Here is an 18,431-nt window from a genome sequence, read left to right on the forward strand (position 1 = left end):
ACTGACGCCACTCAGCACACCGCCCGCACCCCACGCCTCTACTGCCCCGTTGCTCGCTCATGGGCGTTACTGCCGGACACGGCGACCAGGTGGGCTGGGCGCATCACTGTGGCTGGGGGCAGGGTTGGGGGACGCTTGCCGGGCGCCCGTGTCCGTTACCGGCGGATACGGTGAACGCGCCTGCTGGGCGGGCCACTGTGGCTGAGGGCAGGGTTACGGGACGCTCGCAGTACGCCCGTGTCGCTCACCGGCAGATGGTCGCGGTGCGAGGGCGTGGGCCTCGGGGCTGTCGGCATCCGCGCCGGGCGCCGGGCCGGGCGTCGGCGCGGGGGCCGGGGCTGATGCCGGGGCCGGCGTCGGGCCGGGTATCGGGCCGGGCGCCCTTCGGCCCCGGCGTACCTCGTGGTGGGCCGTACCGTGTCTGCTCAGCACCCAACTCGCGCCGGCCAGCCCCTTCGCCGTCTTCTTGAGCGGGGCGAGCGCGGCGGCCGCCTCCGCGTGCCCGGCGACGGCCCCGGCCGGGCACACCACCGTCGCCAGCGACAGCGTCACGGGACGCCCGCCCGCCGACCACGGCACGTCCAGCACGGCCGCGGCGATCACCTCCAGCCCCTCGGGATCGGTCAGCACCAGGAAGTCGTCGCCCCCGATGTGCCCCACCCGGCACGCCGCGTCCCCGCGCGCCGCCCGGGCCAGCGCCGCGCCCACCGCACGGATCAGCTCGTCCCCGGCCGCGAACCCGGCGCTGTCATTGACCTGCTTGAACCCGTCCACGTCCAGCCAGCTCAGGGCCACGGCGCGGCCCTGCGCGAGCCGCCGGTCCACCTCGCCGTTGACCGCGTCGGAACCCGGCAGCCGGGTCAGCGGATTGAGCCGCGCGGCCTCCTCCACCCGGCTCTCCGCCAGCGCCCGCAGGATGTCCGCCAGGTGCACCACCCCGATGCACCGCCCCCGCTCGTCCACCACCGCCACGTCGTCGCCCGTACGGGCCCGGTCGCCGTCCGCGATGACGTCCAGCACCTCCCACGCGGTCGCGCCCGCGCCGACCGTACGCGGCCGGTCGCCCAGCCGCAGTGCCGGCCGGTCCGCGTACAGCGCGTGCCCGTACCGCCCCGACAGCGACAGCAGGAACCGGTCCCGGTCCACCGCCCGTACGGGAACGCCGTCCGCGTCCACCAACAGCACCCCGGACACGTCCGGCAGCCCCGTGAGCCGACGCCGCACCTCCTCGGCCGACGCGGTCACCGGCAACAACGCGGCTGGCTGCAGGAACTGCGCGACGGGCGGACCGGCTTGGGCACCGAACGGCGCGCTGAAGGGCGGCGCCTCGGCCGGGCTCTGGATCCGGGCGGATGGCGCCTGGGCCGCACTGGCGCTCGGCGTAGGGCTCGCGCCCGGCATTCCGGCGGCCGGCGCCCCGCTCGGCTCGGGCGCTGACGGCGCCTGTGCCGGTACGAAGACCTCGGCCGTGGGCCGGCGCGCGGGTGGTGCGAAGAGGTGGCCCTGGGCGAGCTGCGCGCCGGCCCGCAGCACCGCCGCGTAACTCCGCTCGGTCTCCACGCCCTCCACCGCCAACAGCCCACCCAGCTCGTCGCACAGGTACCGCACCATCCGCACCACCGCGGCACGCCCCGGCCGGGCGTCCAGGTCCGCGCAGAGCGAGGCGTCCAGCTTGATCACGTCCGGCGCCAGGTCGCCCAACAGCCGTAGCGGGATGTCCCCGTCGCCCACTCCGTCCACGCAGAGCCGGAACCCGTCGGCGCGCAGGCCCGCCACCGCCTCCAGCAACGCGCGGGCCGGTACGTGGGTGTACGGCCCGGTCAGATCCAGGGTGATCTCGCACGGCCGCCGCCCCACCGCACGCACCGCCGCCCGCAGCGCAGTCAACTCCGGTACCTCCGCAGCCGTGGTGGCGAAGAGGTTCACCTGCAGCGGCAGCAGCGTCTCGCGCTGCGTGGCGTGCCGCACCGCGAGCGCGGCCAGTTCGTCGTCGATGCCGGGGGAGCGGCGGGCCTGAGTGAGCACGTCCCCGTGCTCGGGGCGGGCGAGTATCTCCAGCGCGGCGACGGAACCGGTCGTGAGGTTCACGACGGGCTGGTAGGCGAATCGGAGCTGGTCCGTCCAGGCAGGCACGCGGACAGCATGCCCCCCTCCCGCCCCTCGCGCAGCAGGGTTCACGCGGTGTTCACGCACCCTTCGGCGACGTAGGGAGAATGCAGCGGCGACCGGCCAGCGGCCACCGGCGACCGGCGACCGGCCAGCGGCCAGGTGTCGGCGGCGGACCACGCCCGAGGCGCGGTACGCGCCGAGCCGCGTGGCCGGCGCGCGGCGATACGGGCCCATACGGACCCGCGGCCAGACCGCGTAGGCGCAGGCCGTCGGCGCAACGACCCCGCGCCGACCCGTGCCACCCCGTCCCGGCGGTGGCCCGCGCCCGTGACGCGGCCCGTGCCGCCCCGGTACAGTCACCCGGCGCGATCAAGCCGCCCACCGGGGAGGAGACCGCATGGCCGAGGACAACATGCCGGGCGCGAGGCCCGCGCCGCCCGCAACGGCGGTCTTCCTGACCGCCCTCACCAAGGACTTCGGTACCGTACGCGCCGTCGACCACGCCGAACTCACCATCCAGGAAGGCGAGTTCTTCTCCCTCCTCGGCCCTTCGGGCTCGGGCAAGTCGACCCTGCTCCGCCTCATCGCCGGCTTCGAACGCCCCACCTCCGGCCGCGTCGAACTGGCCGGCCGCGACGTCACCGCCCTGCCCCCGCACCGCCGCGACGTCCACACCGTCTTCCAGGACTACGCCCTCTTCCCGCACATGACCGTCGAGCAGAACGTCGGCTATGCGCTGCGCGTCGCCGGCGTCCGCAAGGACGAACGCCGGGCCCGGGCACGCGAGGCGCTCGCGACCGTACGGCTCGACGACTACGGCGACCGCCGCCCGGGACAGCTCTCGGGTGGCCAGCGGCAGCGCGTCGCCCTCGCCCGCGCCCTCGTCGACCGCCCCGGGCTGCTCCTCCTGGACGAGCCGCTCGGCGCCCTGGACCTCAAGCTCCGCCAGGAGATGCAGACGGAGCTCAAACACATCCAGCGCACCACCGGCATCACCTTCCTCCTGGTCACCCACGACCAGGAGGAGGCGCTGACGATGAGCGACCGGGTCGCCGTACTCGACGGCGGCCGCATCGCGCAGATTGGCCCGCCCCTGGAGATCTACGACCGCCCGGCCACCGCCTTCGTCGCCGGATTCGTGGGCGTGACGAATCTGGTGCGCGGCGCGGCAGCACAGCGGCTGACGGGCCGCCCGGGCACGTACAGCATCCGCCCCGAACGCATACGGATCACGCCACTCGACAACGCCCCGGAAACGGCAGGCGCGGGAACGGCAGGCGCGCAGGCGGTAGGCGCGCAGGCGGTAGGTGTGGAGGCGACGGCAAGTCCGGAGGAGCGGTCGGTGACCGGCCGGATCACCGACATCGCGCACGCCGGCCCGCACACCCGTTTCCGTGTCCGGCTCGACGAGGGCGGCGACCGGCTGACCGTACTCCGCCTGAACACCTCCGGCGCCGCCCTGCCGGCCCGCACCGACACCCCGGTACGCCTCGCCTGGGACGCCGACGACGCGTATCCCGTACCAGGCTGAGGGACCGCGTCGCCGTAGCGGGCCGGCGTACCGGGCCGATGTCCGGGCCCAGCGCACCGACTTGACCCGATCGTGTCCCGACGCGCACTGGTGGAGCACCGCCTTGATCCGGATACTGGCGACGCTCGGAGCCTGTGTCTGACGCCGTGTGCGACGGGAGAGAACCGGATGCGCAACACGAACGTGTGGAAGGCCGCCGCGGCGGCCACGGTCCTGCTGCTTGCCGTCGGGTGCGGCTCCGGGGGGAGCGGCGGAGGCGGCGGCGATCGGGGCGGCGGCTTCCGCGCGCCGGACGTCCCCATGAAGAAGACGCTCGGCAAGGGTGAGGGCCAGGTCAACGTCATCGCCTGGGCCGGCTACGCCGAGGACGGCTCCAACGACCCCAAGACCGACTGGGTCCACCCCTTCGAGAAGCAGACCGGCTGCAAGGTCAACACCAAGATCGCGGGGACCTCCGACGAGATGGTCTCGCTGATGAAGACCGGCCAGTACGACACGGTCTCCGCCTCCGGCGACGCCACCCTCCGCCTGATCGCTTCCGGCGACGCGGCACCCGTCAACACCGCCCTGGTGCCGAACTACAAGGACATCTTCGCCGGTCTGAAGAAGCAGCCGTTCAACTCCGTCGACGGGCAGATGTACGGCATCCCGCACGGCCGCGGCGCCAATCTCCTCATGTACCGCACCGACAAGGTCAAGCCGGCCCCCGACTCCTGGCGGGCCGTCTTCGAGGACGCCCCGAAGCACGCCGGCAAGGTCACCGCCTACGACTCGCCCATCTACATCGCCGACGCCGCGCTGTACCTGATGAAGAGCGAGCCGCAGCTGGGCATCAAGAACCCCTACGCGCTGGACCAGAAGCAACTGGACGCCGCCGTCGCACTCCTGAAGAAGCAGCACGGCAACATCGGTGAGTACTGGAGCGACTACCAGAAGGAAGTCACCGCTTTCAAGGGCGGCGACAGCGTCGTCGGCACCACCTGGCAGGTCATCGCCAACCTCACCGAGGCCGAGAAGGCTCCGGTCAAGGCCGTCCTGCCCAAGGAGGGCGCCACCGGCTGGTCGGACACCTGGATGGTCGCCGCCAAGGCCCAGCACCCCAACTGCGCCTACAAGTGGCTCGACTGGATCGTCTCGCCGAAGGTCAACGCCCAGGTCGCCGAGTACTTCGGCGAGGCCCCCGCGAACGCCAAGGCGTGCAAGGAGACCTCCGACCCCGAGCACTGCGCCACCTACCACGCCGACGACGAGAGCTACTACAAGCGCGTGCATTTCTGGACCACCCCCGTGAAGCAGTGCCTGGACGGCCGGACGAACGTGCAGTGCACCGACTACGCCCAGTGGACACGCGCCTGGACGGAGATCAAGGGCTGAGAGCGAGCCGGTGACCTCGGTGCCTTCGACTTCGGGTACGTCGACTTCGGAGACTTCCGCCGCGATGCCTTCGGGGACTTCGGAGCCTTCGGGAGCCTCCCGCACGGGAGCGCGGCTGAGGCTGGCGGCGCTGCTCACGCCACCCCTGCTGTGGCTGGGCCTCGCCTACCTCGGCTCGCTCGCCGTCCTGCTCCTGTCCGCCTTCTGGACCACCGACAGCTTCACCTCCGACGTCGTCCATATCTGGAACACCGACAACTTCCGCACCCTCCTCACCGATCCCGTCTACCGCACCATCACCTTGCGCACCCTCGGCGTCGCCGTCGCCGTCACCCTCATCGACGCCCTCCTCGCCCTGCCCATGGCCTTCTTCATGGCGCGGGTGGCGTCGGGGCGGTGGCGGCGTGCCCTGCTCGTGGCCGTGCTCATGCCCCTGTGGGCCGGCTACCTCGTCAAGGCGTACGCCTGGCGCGTCATGCTCGGCGAACACGGCCTGGTCAACGCGGTACTCGCCCCGCTCGGCCTGACCGGCCCCGGCTACGGCCTGCCCGCCGCCGTCCTCGTCCTCGCCTACCTCTGGCTCCCGTACATGATCCTCCCCGTCTTCGCCGCCCTGGAGCGGCTGCCCACCCCGCACCTGGAGGCCTCCGCCGACCTCGGCGCCGGCGCCTGGCGCACCCTTCGTCTCGTCGTCCTGCCCGCCGTGCGTCCCGCCCTGCTCGCTGGCTCCGTCTTCACCTTCTCCCTCAGCCTCGGCGACTACCTCACCGTCCAGATCGTCGGCGGCCGCACCCAATTGCTCGGCAACGTCATCGCTTCACAGGTGACCCTCGACCTCCCGCTGGCCGCCGCGCTCTCGGCCATACCGGTCGTGCTGATCGTCTGCTACCTGGCGGCCGTACGGCGCGCGGGTGCGCTGGACTCACTGTGACCCCCTGTACTCAGTGCTCAGGTCCCGCACTCAGCGTGGTGACCTTGTACTCACAGTGACAACGGGCCGCCGGACGTCCCGGTTCCCGCCTCCGAGGAGGATTTCGAGGTGCATCTGACCCGCACCGCCCGCGTCGTGCTCGGCGGGCTCATGGCCGCCGGGCTGGCGGTCGTCCACGTGCCCCTGCTCCTGGTCGTCCTCAACTCCTTCAACGCCGACCGCTCCTTCGCCTGGCCGCCCAGCGGGCTGACCGGCGAATGGTGGCTCCGCGCCGCGCACAGCCACGGCGTACGGGACGCCCTGTGGACCTCCCTGCGGGCCGGCCTCGCCGCCACCGCCATCGCGCTCGTCCTCGGCGTACTGGCCGCCTTCGCCGTCCACCGGCACCGCTTCTTCGGCCGGCAGGCGGTCTCGTTCCTCGTCGTGCTGCCCATCGCGCTGCCGGGCATCGTCACCGGCATCGCGCTCAACGCGGCCTTCCGCACCGTCCTGGACCCGCTCGGCATCGGCTTCGGCCTGTTCACCGTGATCGTCGGCCACACGACCTTCTGCGTCGTCATCGTCTTCAACAACGTCGCCGCCCGGCTGCGCCGTATCGCGCCCTCGCTCGCCGAGGCATCCGCCGACCTGGGCGCCCGCCCCGCCCAGACCTTCCGCCATGTCACGCTGCCCGCGCTGCGCTCGGCCCTCTTCGCGGGCGCCCTGCTCGCCTTCGCGCTCTCCTTCGACGAGATCGTGGTGACCACGTTCACCGCCGGGCCGGGCACGAAGACGCTGCCAATCTGGATCTACGAGAACCTGGCCCGCCCGAACCAGGCCCCCGTCATCAACGTCGTCGCCGCCCTGCTCATCGCCCTGTCGGTGATCCCGGTGTACGTGGCCCAGCGGCTGTCGTCGGACGCGGCGGGCGGGCGCCTCTGAACCCGCAGGGGGCGGCAGGGGTGGCCTGCTGGGCGCTACTGGGCGTTCTCCGCGAGCCACTTGCGGGCGATCTCGTCCAGCTCGGCGTCCCGGCCCGCCAGCATCATGCGGATCATCTGCGCGTCACCGCGCAGCGACCAGGCCGGGTGCCCGAAGGTGGCCGGGTTGTTGCCCTCGATGAGGAAGTGTGCGGGCCAGGCCGTCCCGTAACCGATCAGCGGCAGCGCGAGCAGCAGCTTCCGGCGCCGCCGTATCAGCCCGTACGCCGAGACCGCGAGCCCGGTGAGCGTGCCTGTCAGGTGCACCCACCGGGTCGCGGCCTTGGAGTGCATCGCGACGTAGTACGGCCAGAAGTCCTCGTAGGTGGCGAATTCCCGTGTCGTCATGGGCGCACCGTAGCCCGGTGCGCGACGGCTGTCAGTGATGTCCGCGGCCGTCAGTGACCTCAGGGGTTGTCAGTGCCGTCCGCGAGCGACTTCTGCGCGACGGGGAAGTCGAAGTAGGTGTCGGGGAACGTCTCCGGCTGGAAGGTGTAGTGCCACCACTCGTTCTCGTAGTTCACGAAACCGGTCTTCTCCAGCCCGGCCTTGAGCAGCAGCCGGTTTTCGCGCTGCTCACCCTTCACCCGGGGATCGAGGGTGTGCGCCAGGGTGTCGAAGCAGTCGAAACCGGTGCCCATGTCGAGCGAGTTGTCGGGGAACCGCTCGTCCTGCGGGCCGTAGCAGGGACGCAGCGGCTCACCGGGAACGTACGGCCGAGTCGGCGGCGCGGGCAGCTTCGCCAGGGTCAGGTCCACCGTGCTGCCCCGGCTGTGCCCGGACTTCTCCGCGATGTACCCGTCTTTGAAGAGCGTCGACTTGTCGACCTGTGGATAGAACTCGCCCTTCATGCGCTGATCGTTCAGGTCCTTGGCCCACTCCACGAAGTGGTTCACCGCCCGCTGCGGCCGGTAGCAGTCGTACACCTTCAGGGTGTAGCCCTTCTTGAGGAAGGACACCTGCGCACGGTGCAACGCCTGCGCCGCGTCCCGCGTCAGGAGGCACATCGGCTTCTCATAACCGGTGACCGGTACGCCCATGAAGTTGTGCGGCGTGTAGTACCGCATCTCCTGCCGGATCGTCGGATCCACGTCCCGCAGCGCCACGAACTCCTTGGGCGCCTTCGGGTCCTTGGCGCCGTTCGCCGGTACGGCCGGAACGGCCGGCCCCGCGGACGGCGTTCCGTGCGGCTGCTGGGCCTCGGCTCCTGAGGGCAGGGCGGCGACGGAGACCAGGGTGGCGGCGGTGACGGCGAGGCCGCGCAGCGCGGCAGCAAGTCTTGGCATGCCCATCGTCTACCAGGCCCGGCCCGGCCGGCGGAAGACCACCACGCGCGGCCGATGGCGTCGTGTCCCGCCCGAGCACCGCGTCAGCGTGCCGTCAGCTCCACCACCGCCAGCCGCCCCGCCGGATGGACGCCGCTCAGCTCCAGCCCCGCCCGCGCCGCCAGCGCCGTCAGATCCGAGACGCCCCGCTCGCGGCCGCCGAAGTACACCAGCATCCGCAGGTCCATCCCCGTACTCACCGCCTCACCGCCCGCGCCGAACTTCTCCACCACCAGCACCTTGCCCGTCCTTCCCGCCGCTCGCGCACAGCTCCGCAGGATCCCCACCGTCGCCTCGTCGTCCCAGTCGTGCAGCACGGCGCACAGCAGATAGCCGCCCGCACCGGACGGCAGCTCCCCGAAGAAGTCGCCGCTCACCGCGTCCCCACGGTCCGCGACCCCGGCCGCCGCGAGGGTGGCCCGCGCCGCCCGCGCCGTCTCGGGCTGTTCGAACACCGTGCCCCGCAACGCCGGATGGGCCCTCAGCAGCGCGGCGAGCGTCGTGCCGTTGCCGCCGCCGATGTCCACCAGCCGGCCGAGCCCGGCCCAGTCGTACACCGGCAGCACGGCCTCGGCCCACGACGTCACGTCGGCCGCCATCTGCGCGTCGTAGTCGGCGGTCCGCGCCGGGTCCGCCCGCAGGTCGGCCCAGAAGTCCCGCCGGTACCGCTCAGGGAACGCCGCCGCGCCCGTCCGTACGGAGTGCGGCAGCTCGACGGCCGCGAGGTCGGCCCGCCCGATCGCCGTCCCGGTGTCCAGCATCCGGCGCAGCCCACCGGGATGCCCGTCCCGCAGCTCCTCGCCGGTCGCGGTGAGCTCGTACCCGGATCCCGGTGCGCCGGCCCACCGCAGCAGCCCCACCGTGACCAGGTGGTTCAGCAGCTGTGCCAGTGCCCCGGGGGCGCTGCCCGTGGCGGCGGCGAGCGCGGGCGCGGTTCGTATGCCGTCGGTGATGCGGTCCGCGAGCCGCAGCGTCGCCGCCGTCCGCACCGCCATCGGCGTCATCAGGTCCGCCAGCTCCGCCGCGCTCCGGAATCCGGCGCCGACCGGCGCCCCGGAGACCTCCCCGGAACCCTCCACAGCCTCGCTCCCCACCGCGTCCTCCGCTCCGTCCGTCGCCCCTGCCGCGTCACCTCGGCTGGACCGGGCCCCGCTTCTCAGGCCCCCGTCTCAGGCTCGCCTCCGCGGACCCGCACTCTGTACTCCACGGGCTCTCCGTCCGCCCGGCTCACCACCACACGTCCCGCCTCCCACCGCGACTCCATCCGTTCAACGCGCGGAGGCTCCCAACCGTCCCCGGAATCCGGCACGACGATTCCGCCGCCCTTGCGCCCCGGAGCAGGCGCCCAGGCCTCCAGCTCGATGCCGCCGTCCGTGCCCGCCACCGGCAGTACCGCACCCGCCCGTGCCAGCACCGGAATCCGCGCGAGCGGCGCCTCGACCACCACCTGCCCCGGCCCGTCGTACGCCTCGCCGGTCGCCGTGTCGTACCACCTCCCGCGCGGCAGCCGCACGGTCCGCCGCCGCGTCCCCGCCTCCAGCACCGGCGCCACCAGCAGCGCGTCACCCAGCAGGAACGCGTCCTCGCAGTCGCGCAGCGCCCGGTCGCGCGGTGCGCCCCACCACAGCGGGCGCACATACGGAGCACCGGTCAGCCGGGCCAGGTGCCCCAGCGTGTACACGTAGGGGAGCAGCCGCTCGCGTTCGAGCGCCGCCGCCCGTGCGTGCTCCAGGACCTCGTCCCCGAACTCCCACGGCTCCCGGCGCCCCGCGTCGTGCGCACAGTGCGTACGGAACAACGGCAGGTAAGCGCCCAGCTGGAACCACCGCAGGTACAGCTCGCCGGACGGCACCCCCGAATAGCCTCCGATGTCCGGGCCGCTGTACGGAACGCCGCACAGCCCCAGGCCCAGCACAAGCGACAACGAGGCCCGCAGCCCCGGCCAGCCGGATGCCACGTCCCCCGACCACGTGCCCCCGTAACGCTGCAGTCCGGCCCACCCGGAGCGCGAGAAGAGGAACGGCCGCTCCTCGGGGCGCAGTTCGCACAGCCCCTCATAGCCGGCCCGTGCCATCGCCAGCCCGTAGACGTTGTGCGCCTCCCGGTGGTCCCCGCCCTGGCCCTCCAGGGCGTGCCGCGCGGACCGGGGGAGCGTCGGGTCCCCGAACGCCACGAAGGAGGACGGCTCGTTCATGTCGTGCCACACGCCCGCGAATCCTTGCGCCAGCCGCTCCGCGTACAGCCCGCCCCACCACTTGCGCACCCGGGCGTCCGTGAAGTCGGGGAACACCGCCTCGCCCGGCCACACCGCGCCCCGCACCTCCCGCCCGCGCGCCTCCCGTACGAACGCGTCGGCCGCAGCCCCGCTCTCGTACACCGCGTTCCCCGGCTCCGCCTTCACCCCGGGATCGACGATCGACACCAGCCGCACGCCCTCCTGGCGCAGCTCCGAGGCGAGCCCCGGCAGGTCGGGGAAGCGGGTGCGGTCCACCGTGAACACCCGGTGGCCGTCGAAGTGGTCGATGTCCAGGTGGAGCGCCGACAGCGGCACACCGCGCGCACGGTAACCGGCGGCCACCCGCCGCACCTCTGTGGCATCACCGAAGCCGAACCGGGCGTGCTGGTGCCCGAGCGCCCAGCGGGGCGGCAGCGCGGGTGCACCCGTGAGCGACGCCCACCCGTGCAGCACCCGGGCCGGCGTCCCCGTCAGCACCCAGTAGCGCAGCGGACCGCCGTCCATCCGGAGCTCGCAGGAACCGGCCCGGTCGTGCCCCGAGCCCCGGCCCTCCTCGCCCTCGTGCAGTGTGACCCGCCCGTCCCAGGAGTTGTCGTGGAAGACCAGGTGTGTCCCCGCGTCCGCGACGACCAGCTGCACCGGCATGGTCAGCGACAGCGGATCGTCACCCGGCCCGAACGCGCCCCCGGGGTCGGTGTTCCACAGCCGGTACGTGCCGTCCCGGAGCCGCGGCCCGCCGGCACGGCCGCCCAGCCCGAAGAACCGCGCGTCCGCCGTCACCTCGGAGCGCTGCACCCACCGCGACTCCCCGTACGCCCCGACCCGCGCGCCTTCTTCAGGCGCAGCCCCCTCGTCCGGGCCGTCCCCCGGCGCGGCATCGCGCCCCGACGCCCCCTCCGGTACCCGGTCCCACCACCGTGGCGGCAGCTCCCGACGCAGCACCACCCCGCCCGGCGTACGGATCTCCACCGCGCCGAACCGCGACACCGCGACCATCACCCGCTCCGACACCACACGCCAGCCGCCCTCGGTGTCCGGCTCCAGCTCCGCCCGGCCGTCCGCCTCAGGGCCGGTGCCCACCAGCGCGTACGACGGCTCCGGCACCGCCCCGTCCCAGCCGCAGAACACCGCGCCGCCCGCCGTCACCCGGATCCGCAACGAGGACCGCGCGAACCGCACCACTCCACCACCAGGCTGCGGCTCGGCCCCCACCGCCATCCCCGGCACCCGTGCCCGCTCCGCACCCCGTGGTGGCAGCCCGGCCGCGTCCGCCCGCCTCCGGCGCAGCGCCGACCGCACCGACAACCACCCCTGTGCGGCGCCCACTGCCCTGACCGTCCGTGCCGACCGCACCAGATCCCGCCCGTCCATACCGTCAGCCTGCCACCGACATGCGCCGATGAAGGCATCGTTCAGCTTCCGTTCACCTGCGTTGACCTGCTGTGTCCGTAAAAGAGACACCGCGCTCCGGGAACAGCGGCCCGCCTCCGGGCACGCCCTTCACACCGTGGTCGCGCCACACACCCTTCCCCCCGATTGTGGGGTGCCCACCCTGGTGCAGAAGTCGATCACGTGGCATCGTCCTGACCAGTCGTGTCCTGCGCACCCCTACGGACGCGTCGGGCACCGCCGGACCGGGACGGCCGGCGGCACCGCCCACCGCGGCGCATGGACCGGCACACCAACCGTGTACAGCCCGGGAGCCGCATGATGACCACCGCACCGCAGCCCGCACCCCACCCGGAGCCCCTGTGGCAGCCCGGCGCGGACCGTATCGCCGGAGCACAGGTCACCCGCTTCCAGGAATGGGCCGCCACCCACCACGGCGCCCCCGCCGCCATCCCCGGTGACCCCGCCGCGAGCTACGCCGCACTGCACCGCTGGTCCGTCGAAGAGCTGCGCACCTTCTGGCGCGCCACCGCCGAATGGTTCGACGTCCGCTTCAGCACCCCGTACGACACCGTGCTCGCCGACGCCACGATGCCCGGCGCCCGCTGGTTCCCCGGCGCCACCCTCAACTACGCCGAGCACGCCCTGCGCGCCGGCGAGGACCCCGCCAGGGCCGCCGACCCCGCCCTCCTGCACGTCGACGAGAGCCACGAGCCCACCCCCGTCACCTGGGCCGAACTCCGCGCCCAGGTCGGCTCGCTGGCCGCCGAACTCCGCCGCCTCGGAGTGCGCCCCGGCGACCGCGTCAGCGGCTACGTCCCGAACATTCCGCAGGCCGTCGTCGCCCTCCTGGCCTCCGCCGCCGTCGGCGCCGTCTGGACCTCCTGCGCCCCCGACTTCGGCGCCCGCAGCGTCCTGGACCGCTTCCAGCAGGTCGAACCGGTCGTCCTGTTCACCGTCGACGGTTACCGCTACGGCGGCAAGGAACACGACCGCCGCGCCACCGTCACCGAGCTGCGCGCCGAACTCCCCAGCCTCACCGCCGTCGTGCACATCCCGCTCCTCGGCACCGAAACCCCCGAAGGCGCACTCCACTGGGACGACGTCGTCTCCCGCGACGAAGCGCCGGTCTTCGAACAGGTGCCGTTCGACCACCCCCTGTGGGTCCTGTACTCCTCCGGCACCACCGGCCTCCCCAAGGCCATCGTCCAGTCCCAGGGCGGCATCCTCCTCGAACACCTCAAGCAGGCCGGCCTCCACTGCGACCTCGGCCCCGAGGACCGCTTCTTCTGGTACACCTCCACCGGCTGGATGATGTGGAACTTCCTCGCCGCCGGCCTCCTCGTGGGCTCCACGATCGTCCTGTACGACGGCAGCCCCGGCTTCCCCGACACCGGCGCACAGTGGGCCATCGCCGAACGCACCGGCGCCACCCTCTTCGGCACCTCCGCCGCGTACGTCATGGCCTGCGCCAAGGCCGACGTCCACCCCGGACGCGACTACGACCTCTCCCGCGTCAAGTGCGTCGCCACCACCGGCTCCCCGCTGCCCCCCGACGGCTTCCGCTGGCTGCACGACGAAGTCGCCGAAGACCTCTGGATCGCCTCCGTCAGCGGCGGCACCGACGTCTGCAGCTGCTTCGCCGGCGCCGTGCCCACCCTCCCGGTGTACATCGGCGAACTCCAGGCCCCCTGCCTCGGCACCGACGTCCAGGCATGGGACCCCCAGGGCAAGCCCCTCATCGACGAGGTCGGCGAGCTCGTCGTCACCAACCCGCTGCCCTCCATGCCGATCCGCTTCTGGAACGACCCCGACGGCAGCCGCTACCGGGACAGCTACTTCGAGATGTACCCCGGCGTCTGGCGGCACGGCGACTGGATCACCCGCACCGCACGCGGCACCGTCGTCATCCACGGCCGCTCCGACTCCACCCTCAACCGCCAGGGCGTCCGCATGGGCTCCGCCGACATCTACGAAGCCGTCGAACGCCTCCCCGAAATCCGCGAATCCCTCGTCATCGGCCTCGAACTCCCCGACGGCGGCTACTGGATGCCCCTCTTCGTCCACCTCGCCGAAGGCGCCACCCTCGACGACGACCTGCGCGGCCGCATCAAGCAGACCATCCGCACCCAGCTCTCGCCGCGCCACGTCCCCGACGACATCATCGAGGCCCCCGGCGTACCGCACACCCTCACCGGCAAGCGCATCGAAGTCCCGGTCAAGCGCCTCCTCCAGGGCACCCCGCTGGAAAAGGCCGTCAACCCCGGCTCCGTCGACAACCTCGAACTCCTCCGGTTCTACGAGCGGATCGCCGCCGACCGCGCCAAGTGATCAAGCGAGCCGCCGGAAACACCTGGTCACAGGCCATTCCGGCGGCTCACGCACGCGATTGTCAGACCCCTCCCTTACGCTCAGTGAGCAATGAGTCGCCAGCGATGACGACACACGAGCCCGGGCCCGCCGACCGGCGGCCCGCGCCCGCTCACCAGCAACACCAAGGGGGAAAATCATGACCAGCACCGCACGCCGCACCCGGCCCGGCACCGAGCCCGGCGCCGGCAACCGCCGCACCACCCGCCGCGCCCGCGGACCCGCAGGCCACGCCCGCCGCAGGACCGCCGCCGCGCGGCGCCGGGTGAGCCGCGAAATCCCCGGCACCCTCGCCGTCCTGCCGACACCGGACGACCTCGCGGCCATGAACCGCTACCGCACCTTCCCCTTCACCGGCCAGGACCACCCCGGCTACCTCCGCCGGCTCGACGGCCTGCTCCGCACCCTCGCCGCCCAGGGCCGGCACACCACACTCACCCTCTTCGACCCCGGCGAATACGCCGACTACTGCACCGACAACGGACTGCACCCCGACAGCCCCGAGAGCCGCGCCCGCTACACCACCGAGATGGCCGCCGCCGGCGCCACCGTCCCGTACACCGGACGACGGCTCACCGACACGCTGCCCGCACTCCTCGACGAAGCCGACCGCCAGGACACCTGGGACCGCGCCGGCGCCCTCCTCACCACCGCGGGCCGCTGTCCCGCCTGCGACGGCGACACCGCCCACGACGCCTTCGAAAACGCCTCCCAGGCCATGCTCCGACTCCTCGACGCCCTCGGCCCCGGCAGACACCACCTCGTCTGCAGCGTCCCCGCCGGCGACGGCAGCCCGCTGCTCGCGGCGCTGCACGCGACAGCACTCCCCGACGGTCGCCTCCACCTGGCCGAAGCGGAAGCACTGATCTTCTGCACGGTCCTCGCCGCCGGCATTGCCCTGCGCCGCCCCGGCGGCGTCGTCGCCCGCACCCTCGACGACGAGCACGGCGACGAAGTACGCGGCTGGTCCCTCCACGGCACCTGGCTGCGCGCCCTCACCGCCGCCGAGGTCTTCTCCGCGTACTGCACCGACGCCAGGACCGGCGACCCCGTCTCACCCGAGCCGGGCGTCGACTACCTCCCCGGCATCCCCCTGCCTCCGCCCGCATACCCCCACCAGCACTGCGGGGACACGTAGCAGACCGGCGGTCAGCCCTCCCGAAACGCCGACGGCCGCCCCGCCACAAGGGCGGGACGGCCATCGGCACCACGACATCACCACACGGCACTGCGCCGCTGAGGCGAAGGACCTGCGGTCACTCCCCGGAGAGCACCGCCTGCGCCGCCAGACGGGCCTCCTCGGCGGTGTCCGCCGCACGCGCCGCCGACGCGGCACGCTCGCACTGCGCCAGCGTGTGCTTCGCCAGCGTCGCGCGCACGTAAGGAAGCGACGCCGCACCCATGGAAAGGCTGGTGACGCCCAGTCCCGTCAGCACACACGCGAGCAGCGGGTCGGAAGCCGCCTCGCCGCACACACCACAGCTCTTGCCCTCGGCCTTGGCGGCCTCGGCCGAGATCGCCACCAGGTCGAGCAGCGCGGGCTGCCACGGGTCCTGCAGCCGGGACACCGCACCGACCTGACGGTCGGCGGCGAAGGTGTACTGCGCCAGGTCATTGGTGCCCAGCGACAGGAACTCCACCTCCTGCAGGATCGAACGCGCCCTCAGAGCGGCGGAGGGAATCTCCACCATCGCACCGAACTTCGCCTGCAGCCCCGCCTCACGGCAGGCGTCGGCGAACGCCTTGGCGTCCGTACGGTCCGCCACCATCGGCGCCATGACCTCGAGGTAGACCGGCAGCCCCTCCGCCGCCTTGGCCAGCGCGGTGAGCTGGGTCCGCAGCACGTCGGGGTGGTCGAGCAGGGTACGCAGACCCCGCACGCCCAGCGCCGGGTTCGGCTCGTCCGACGGCGTCAGGAAGTCCAGCGGCTTGTCCGCGCCCGCGTCCAGCACCCGCACGACCACCCGGCCCTCGGGGAACGCCTCCAGCACCTGGCGGTACGCCTCGACCTGCTTCTCCTCCGACGGCGCGTTCTTGCTGTCGTCGAGGAACAGGAACTCCGTACGGAACAGCCCGACGCCCTCGGCACCGGCCTCGACCGCCGCCGGCACGTCCGCCGGACCGCCGACGTTCGCCAGCAGCGGCACCTTGTGCCCGTCGGACGTCGCGCCCGGCCCGGTGGCGGCGGCCAGCGCGGCCTTCCGCTCCTCGGCCGCCCGCTCCATCTCCGCGCGCTTCTCATCGCTCGGGTTGACGAAGATCTCCCCGGTGGAGCCGTCCACGGCCACCACCGTTCCTTCGACCAGCTCATGCGCACCCGGCAGCGCGACCACGGCCGGCACGCCCAGCGCCCGCGCCAGAATCGCGCTGTGGCTGGTCGGCCCGCCCTCCTCGGTCACGAAGCCGAGCACCAGCGACGGGTCCAGCAGCGCCGTGTCGGCCGGCGCGAGGTCCCGCGCGATCAGCACGTACGGCTCGTCGCTGTCCGGCACACCCGGCATGGGCACGCCCAGCAGCCGCGCGACGATCCGGTTCCGCACGTCGTCCAGGTCCGCGACCCGGCCCGCCAGGTACTCCCCGGCGCCGGCCAGCAGCGCCCGGTACGCGGCGAAAGCGTCGTACACACCGCGCTCGGCCGTGCTGCCCACCGCGATGCGGCGGTCGACGTCGGCCATCAGCTCGGGGTCCTGGGCCATCATGGCCTGGGCCTCCAGCACAGCCTGCGCCTCACCGCCCGCGAGGTTGCCACGGGCGATCAGGTCAGCGGCCACGGCTTCCACGGCCTGGCGGGCGCGCCCCTGCTCGCGCTCCGCTTCCTCGGCGGGGATCTGCTTGGCCGGCGGCTCCAGGACCGCCGTCCCCATGTGCCGCACCTCGCCTATGGCGACACCATGGCTCACGCCGACGCCTCGCAGCGTTGTCTCCATTGCACCCGTCTCCGTGTGATGCGACGGTCATTGCCGTCGCGTTGAACTGTCGTACGTGCGGTCCGGTGGGGCCGCCCGGTACACGCTGCCGTCCGCGCGCGCCACGCGCGCGTGCCCTACGGAACGGCGCCGCGCATCACTGCCAGCTGAAGAGCTGGTCTCCGGCCTTCACGTCGCCGTCCTCGCGCACGTCGCCGAGCGCGTCGGCGGTGGCCTCAAGAGCGACGACGGGGCAGACCGGCGACTTGCCGGCCTCCTCGACGGCGGCGGGGTTCCACCGGACGACGCCCTGACCGCGCGTCACGGTGTCCCCCTTGTTGACGAGCAGCTCGAAGCCCTCGCCATTGAGCTGAACGGTGTCGATGCCGAGGTGCGTCAGCACTCCGTGCCCGTCGCCGTCGACGACGACGAACGCGTGTGGGTGCAGAGATACGACAACGCCGTCCACGGGCGCGAGCGCCACGGAAGGCTCACGCTCCGGGTCGATCGCGGTACCGGGCCCCACCATCGCGCCGGAGAAGACGGGGTCAGGAACTGCACTGAGCCCGATGGCGCGTCCGGCGAGCGGGGACGTCACGGTGGTCATGGGAAGCCTCCCAGGGGTGGAGATCTATCAGGTCGCCGTCACTACCTGTCCCGGACGGCGCACCGGTCAGAGCGTAAGTCATAAGAAGTGGACACTCCGCACGAGAGACGCGAGGCGCGATCACGCGTGTGACGGGGTACCGCTGGACGCCGCCCTTCCCCCGATTTGCCTCGCCCCAACCCCACCTGTACTGTCTAACACCTGCCCCGGAGACGAGGACGCAATCACTGCGGCCCAAGACCGGGACAGCACCCCATCAGAGTCTTGATCCGAGAATCTCGATCATTTCTGTATGCCTGCGTTGCTTTGCAATGCGTGCAATGGCTGCGGAAAAGAGAGTGGTTCGGAAGGCGAAAAAGACCTGATAGAGTGTGAAACACCGAAGGGAAGCGCCCGGAGGGCCCGGTGAAACGGGACCAAAGGAAGCGTCCGTTCCTTGAGAACTCAACAGCGTGCCAAAAGTCAACGCCAGATATGTTGATACCCCGTCTCCAGCACTAGCTGGGACGAGGTTCCTTTGAAAAGTCCACCCGGCACCTCGTGCCCGGTGGCACACACAGCGAGGACGCTGTGAACGAGTAGACCTATTCCGTCCGCTCGTTCCGCTCTCGTGTGTGTTTCGCCGGATTACCGGCAAACATTCACGGAGAGTTTGATCCTGGCTCAGGACGAACGCTGGCGGCGTGCTTAACAC

13 protein-coding genes are annotated in these 18,431 nt (G+C 72.4%); 6 read left to right on the forward strand and 7 right to left on the reverse strand.

Annotated elements, in window-relative coordinates:
• Nucleotides 1-213 precede the first annotated feature (213 nt).
• Complete coding sequence (locus ACZ4MH_RS24935; RefSeq protein ID WP_351599577.1) at nt 214-2,133, reverse strand: EAL domain-containing protein; 1,920 nt, start codon at nt 2,131-2,133, stop codon at nt 214-216.
• Between the two features lie 373 nt (nt 2,134-2,506).
• On the opposite strand from ACZ4MH_RS24935, the gene ACZ4MH_RS24940 reads away from it, so the two are divergent.
• From ACZ4MH_RS24940 to ACZ4MH_RS24955, 4 genes are all read left to right on the forward strand, one after another.
• The gene (locus ACZ4MH_RS24940; protein WP_351599986.1) at nt 2,507-3,640 is read left to right on the forward strand and encodes an ABC transporter ATP-binding protein; all 1,134 of its coding nucleotides are present in this window, start codon (nt 2,507-2,509) and stop codon (nt 3,638-3,640) included.
• Nucleotides 3,641-3,808: 168 nt separating this feature from the next.
• Nucleotides 3,809-5,014 (forward strand): ABC transporter substrate-binding protein, encoded by a 1,206-nt coding sequence (locus tag ACZ4MH_RS24945; RefSeq protein WP_351599984.1) that lies wholly within the window; start codon nt 3,809-3,811, stop codon nt 5,012-5,014.
• 64 nt (nt 5,015-5,078) lie between these two features.
• A complete protein-coding gene (locus ACZ4MH_RS24950) occupies nt 5,079-5,945 on the forward strand; it encodes an ABC transporter permease (RefSeq protein WP_351599982.1) in 867 nt (288 codons plus the stop codon).
• A 108-nt stretch (nt 5,946-6,053) separates the two neighbouring features.
• Nucleotides 6,054-6,866 carry an ABC transporter permease gene (locus ACZ4MH_RS24955; protein WP_351599980.1) on the forward strand — a complete coding sequence of 271 codons (813 nt, stop codon included), beginning with the start codon at nt 6,054-6,056 and terminating at the stop codon, nt 6,864-6,866.
• A 35-nt stretch (nt 6,867-6,901) separates the two neighbouring features.
• On the opposite strand, the gene ACZ4MH_RS24960 is transcribed toward ACZ4MH_RS24955, so the two are convergent.
• From ACZ4MH_RS24960 to ACZ4MH_RS24975, 4 genes are all read right to left on the reverse strand, one after another.
• Entirely contained in the window at nt 6,902-7,252 is a 351-nt protein-coding gene (locus ACZ4MH_RS24960; RefSeq protein WP_351599978.1) for an Mpo1-like protein, read from the reverse strand.
• A 59-nt stretch (nt 7,253-7,311) separates the two neighbouring features.
• Nucleotides 7,312-8,190: a M15 family metallopeptidase gene (locus tag ACZ4MH_RS24965; protein WP_351599976.1), complete on the reverse strand. Its 879-nt coding sequence runs from the start codon at nt 8,188-8,190 to the stop codon at nt 7,312-7,314.
• Nucleotides 8,191-8,273: 83 nt separating this feature from the next.
• Nucleotides 8,274-9,308: a methyltransferase gene (locus tag ACZ4MH_RS24970; RefSeq protein ID WP_351599974.1), complete on the reverse strand. Its 1,035-nt coding sequence runs from the start codon at nt 9,306-9,308 to the stop codon at nt 8,274-8,276.
• Nucleotides 9,309-9,385: 77 nt separating this feature from the next.
• The gene (locus tag ACZ4MH_RS24975) at nt 9,386-11,836 is read right to left on the reverse strand and encodes a glycoside hydrolase family 31 protein (protein ID WP_351599972.1); all 2,451 of its coding nucleotides are present in this window, start codon (nt 11,834-11,836) and stop codon (nt 9,386-9,388) included.
• A gap of 339 nt (nt 11,837-12,175) precedes the next feature.
• Here ACZ4MH_RS24975 and ACZ4MH_RS24980 point away from each other — a divergent pair, with 339 nt between their 5' ends.
• Nucleotides 12,176-14,185, forward strand: a complete 2,010-nt coding sequence (locus ACZ4MH_RS24980; RefSeq protein ID WP_351599970.1) for an acetoacetate--CoA ligase — start codon at nt 12,176-12,178, stop codon at nt 14,183-14,185.
• Nucleotides 14,186-14,363: 178 nt separating this feature from the next.
• The gene (locus ACZ4MH_RS24985; RefSeq protein ID WP_351599968.1) at nt 14,364-15,362 is read left to right on the forward strand and encodes a hypothetical protein; all 999 of its coding nucleotides are present in this window, start codon (nt 14,364-14,366) and stop codon (nt 15,360-15,362) included.
• A gap of 118 nt (nt 15,363-15,480) precedes the next feature.
• Here ACZ4MH_RS24985 and ptsP read toward each other — a convergent pair whose 3' ends face one another.
• Nucleotides 15,481-17,151 (reverse strand): phosphoenolpyruvate--protein phosphotransferase, encoded by a 1,671-nt coding sequence (gene ptsP, locus ACZ4MH_RS24990; protein ID WP_351599966.1) that lies wholly within the window; start codon nt 17,149-17,151, stop codon nt 15,481-15,483.
• A gap of 136 nt (nt 17,152-17,287) precedes the next feature.
• Complete coding sequence (locus ACZ4MH_RS24995) at nt 17,288-17,737, reverse strand: PTS sugar transporter subunit IIA (RefSeq protein WP_351599964.1); 450 nt, start codon at nt 17,735-17,737, stop codon at nt 17,288-17,290.
• Nucleotides 17,738-18,431 lie beyond the last annotated feature (694 nt).

The organism is Streptomyces sp. NPDC026301 (genome assembly GCF_055567935.1).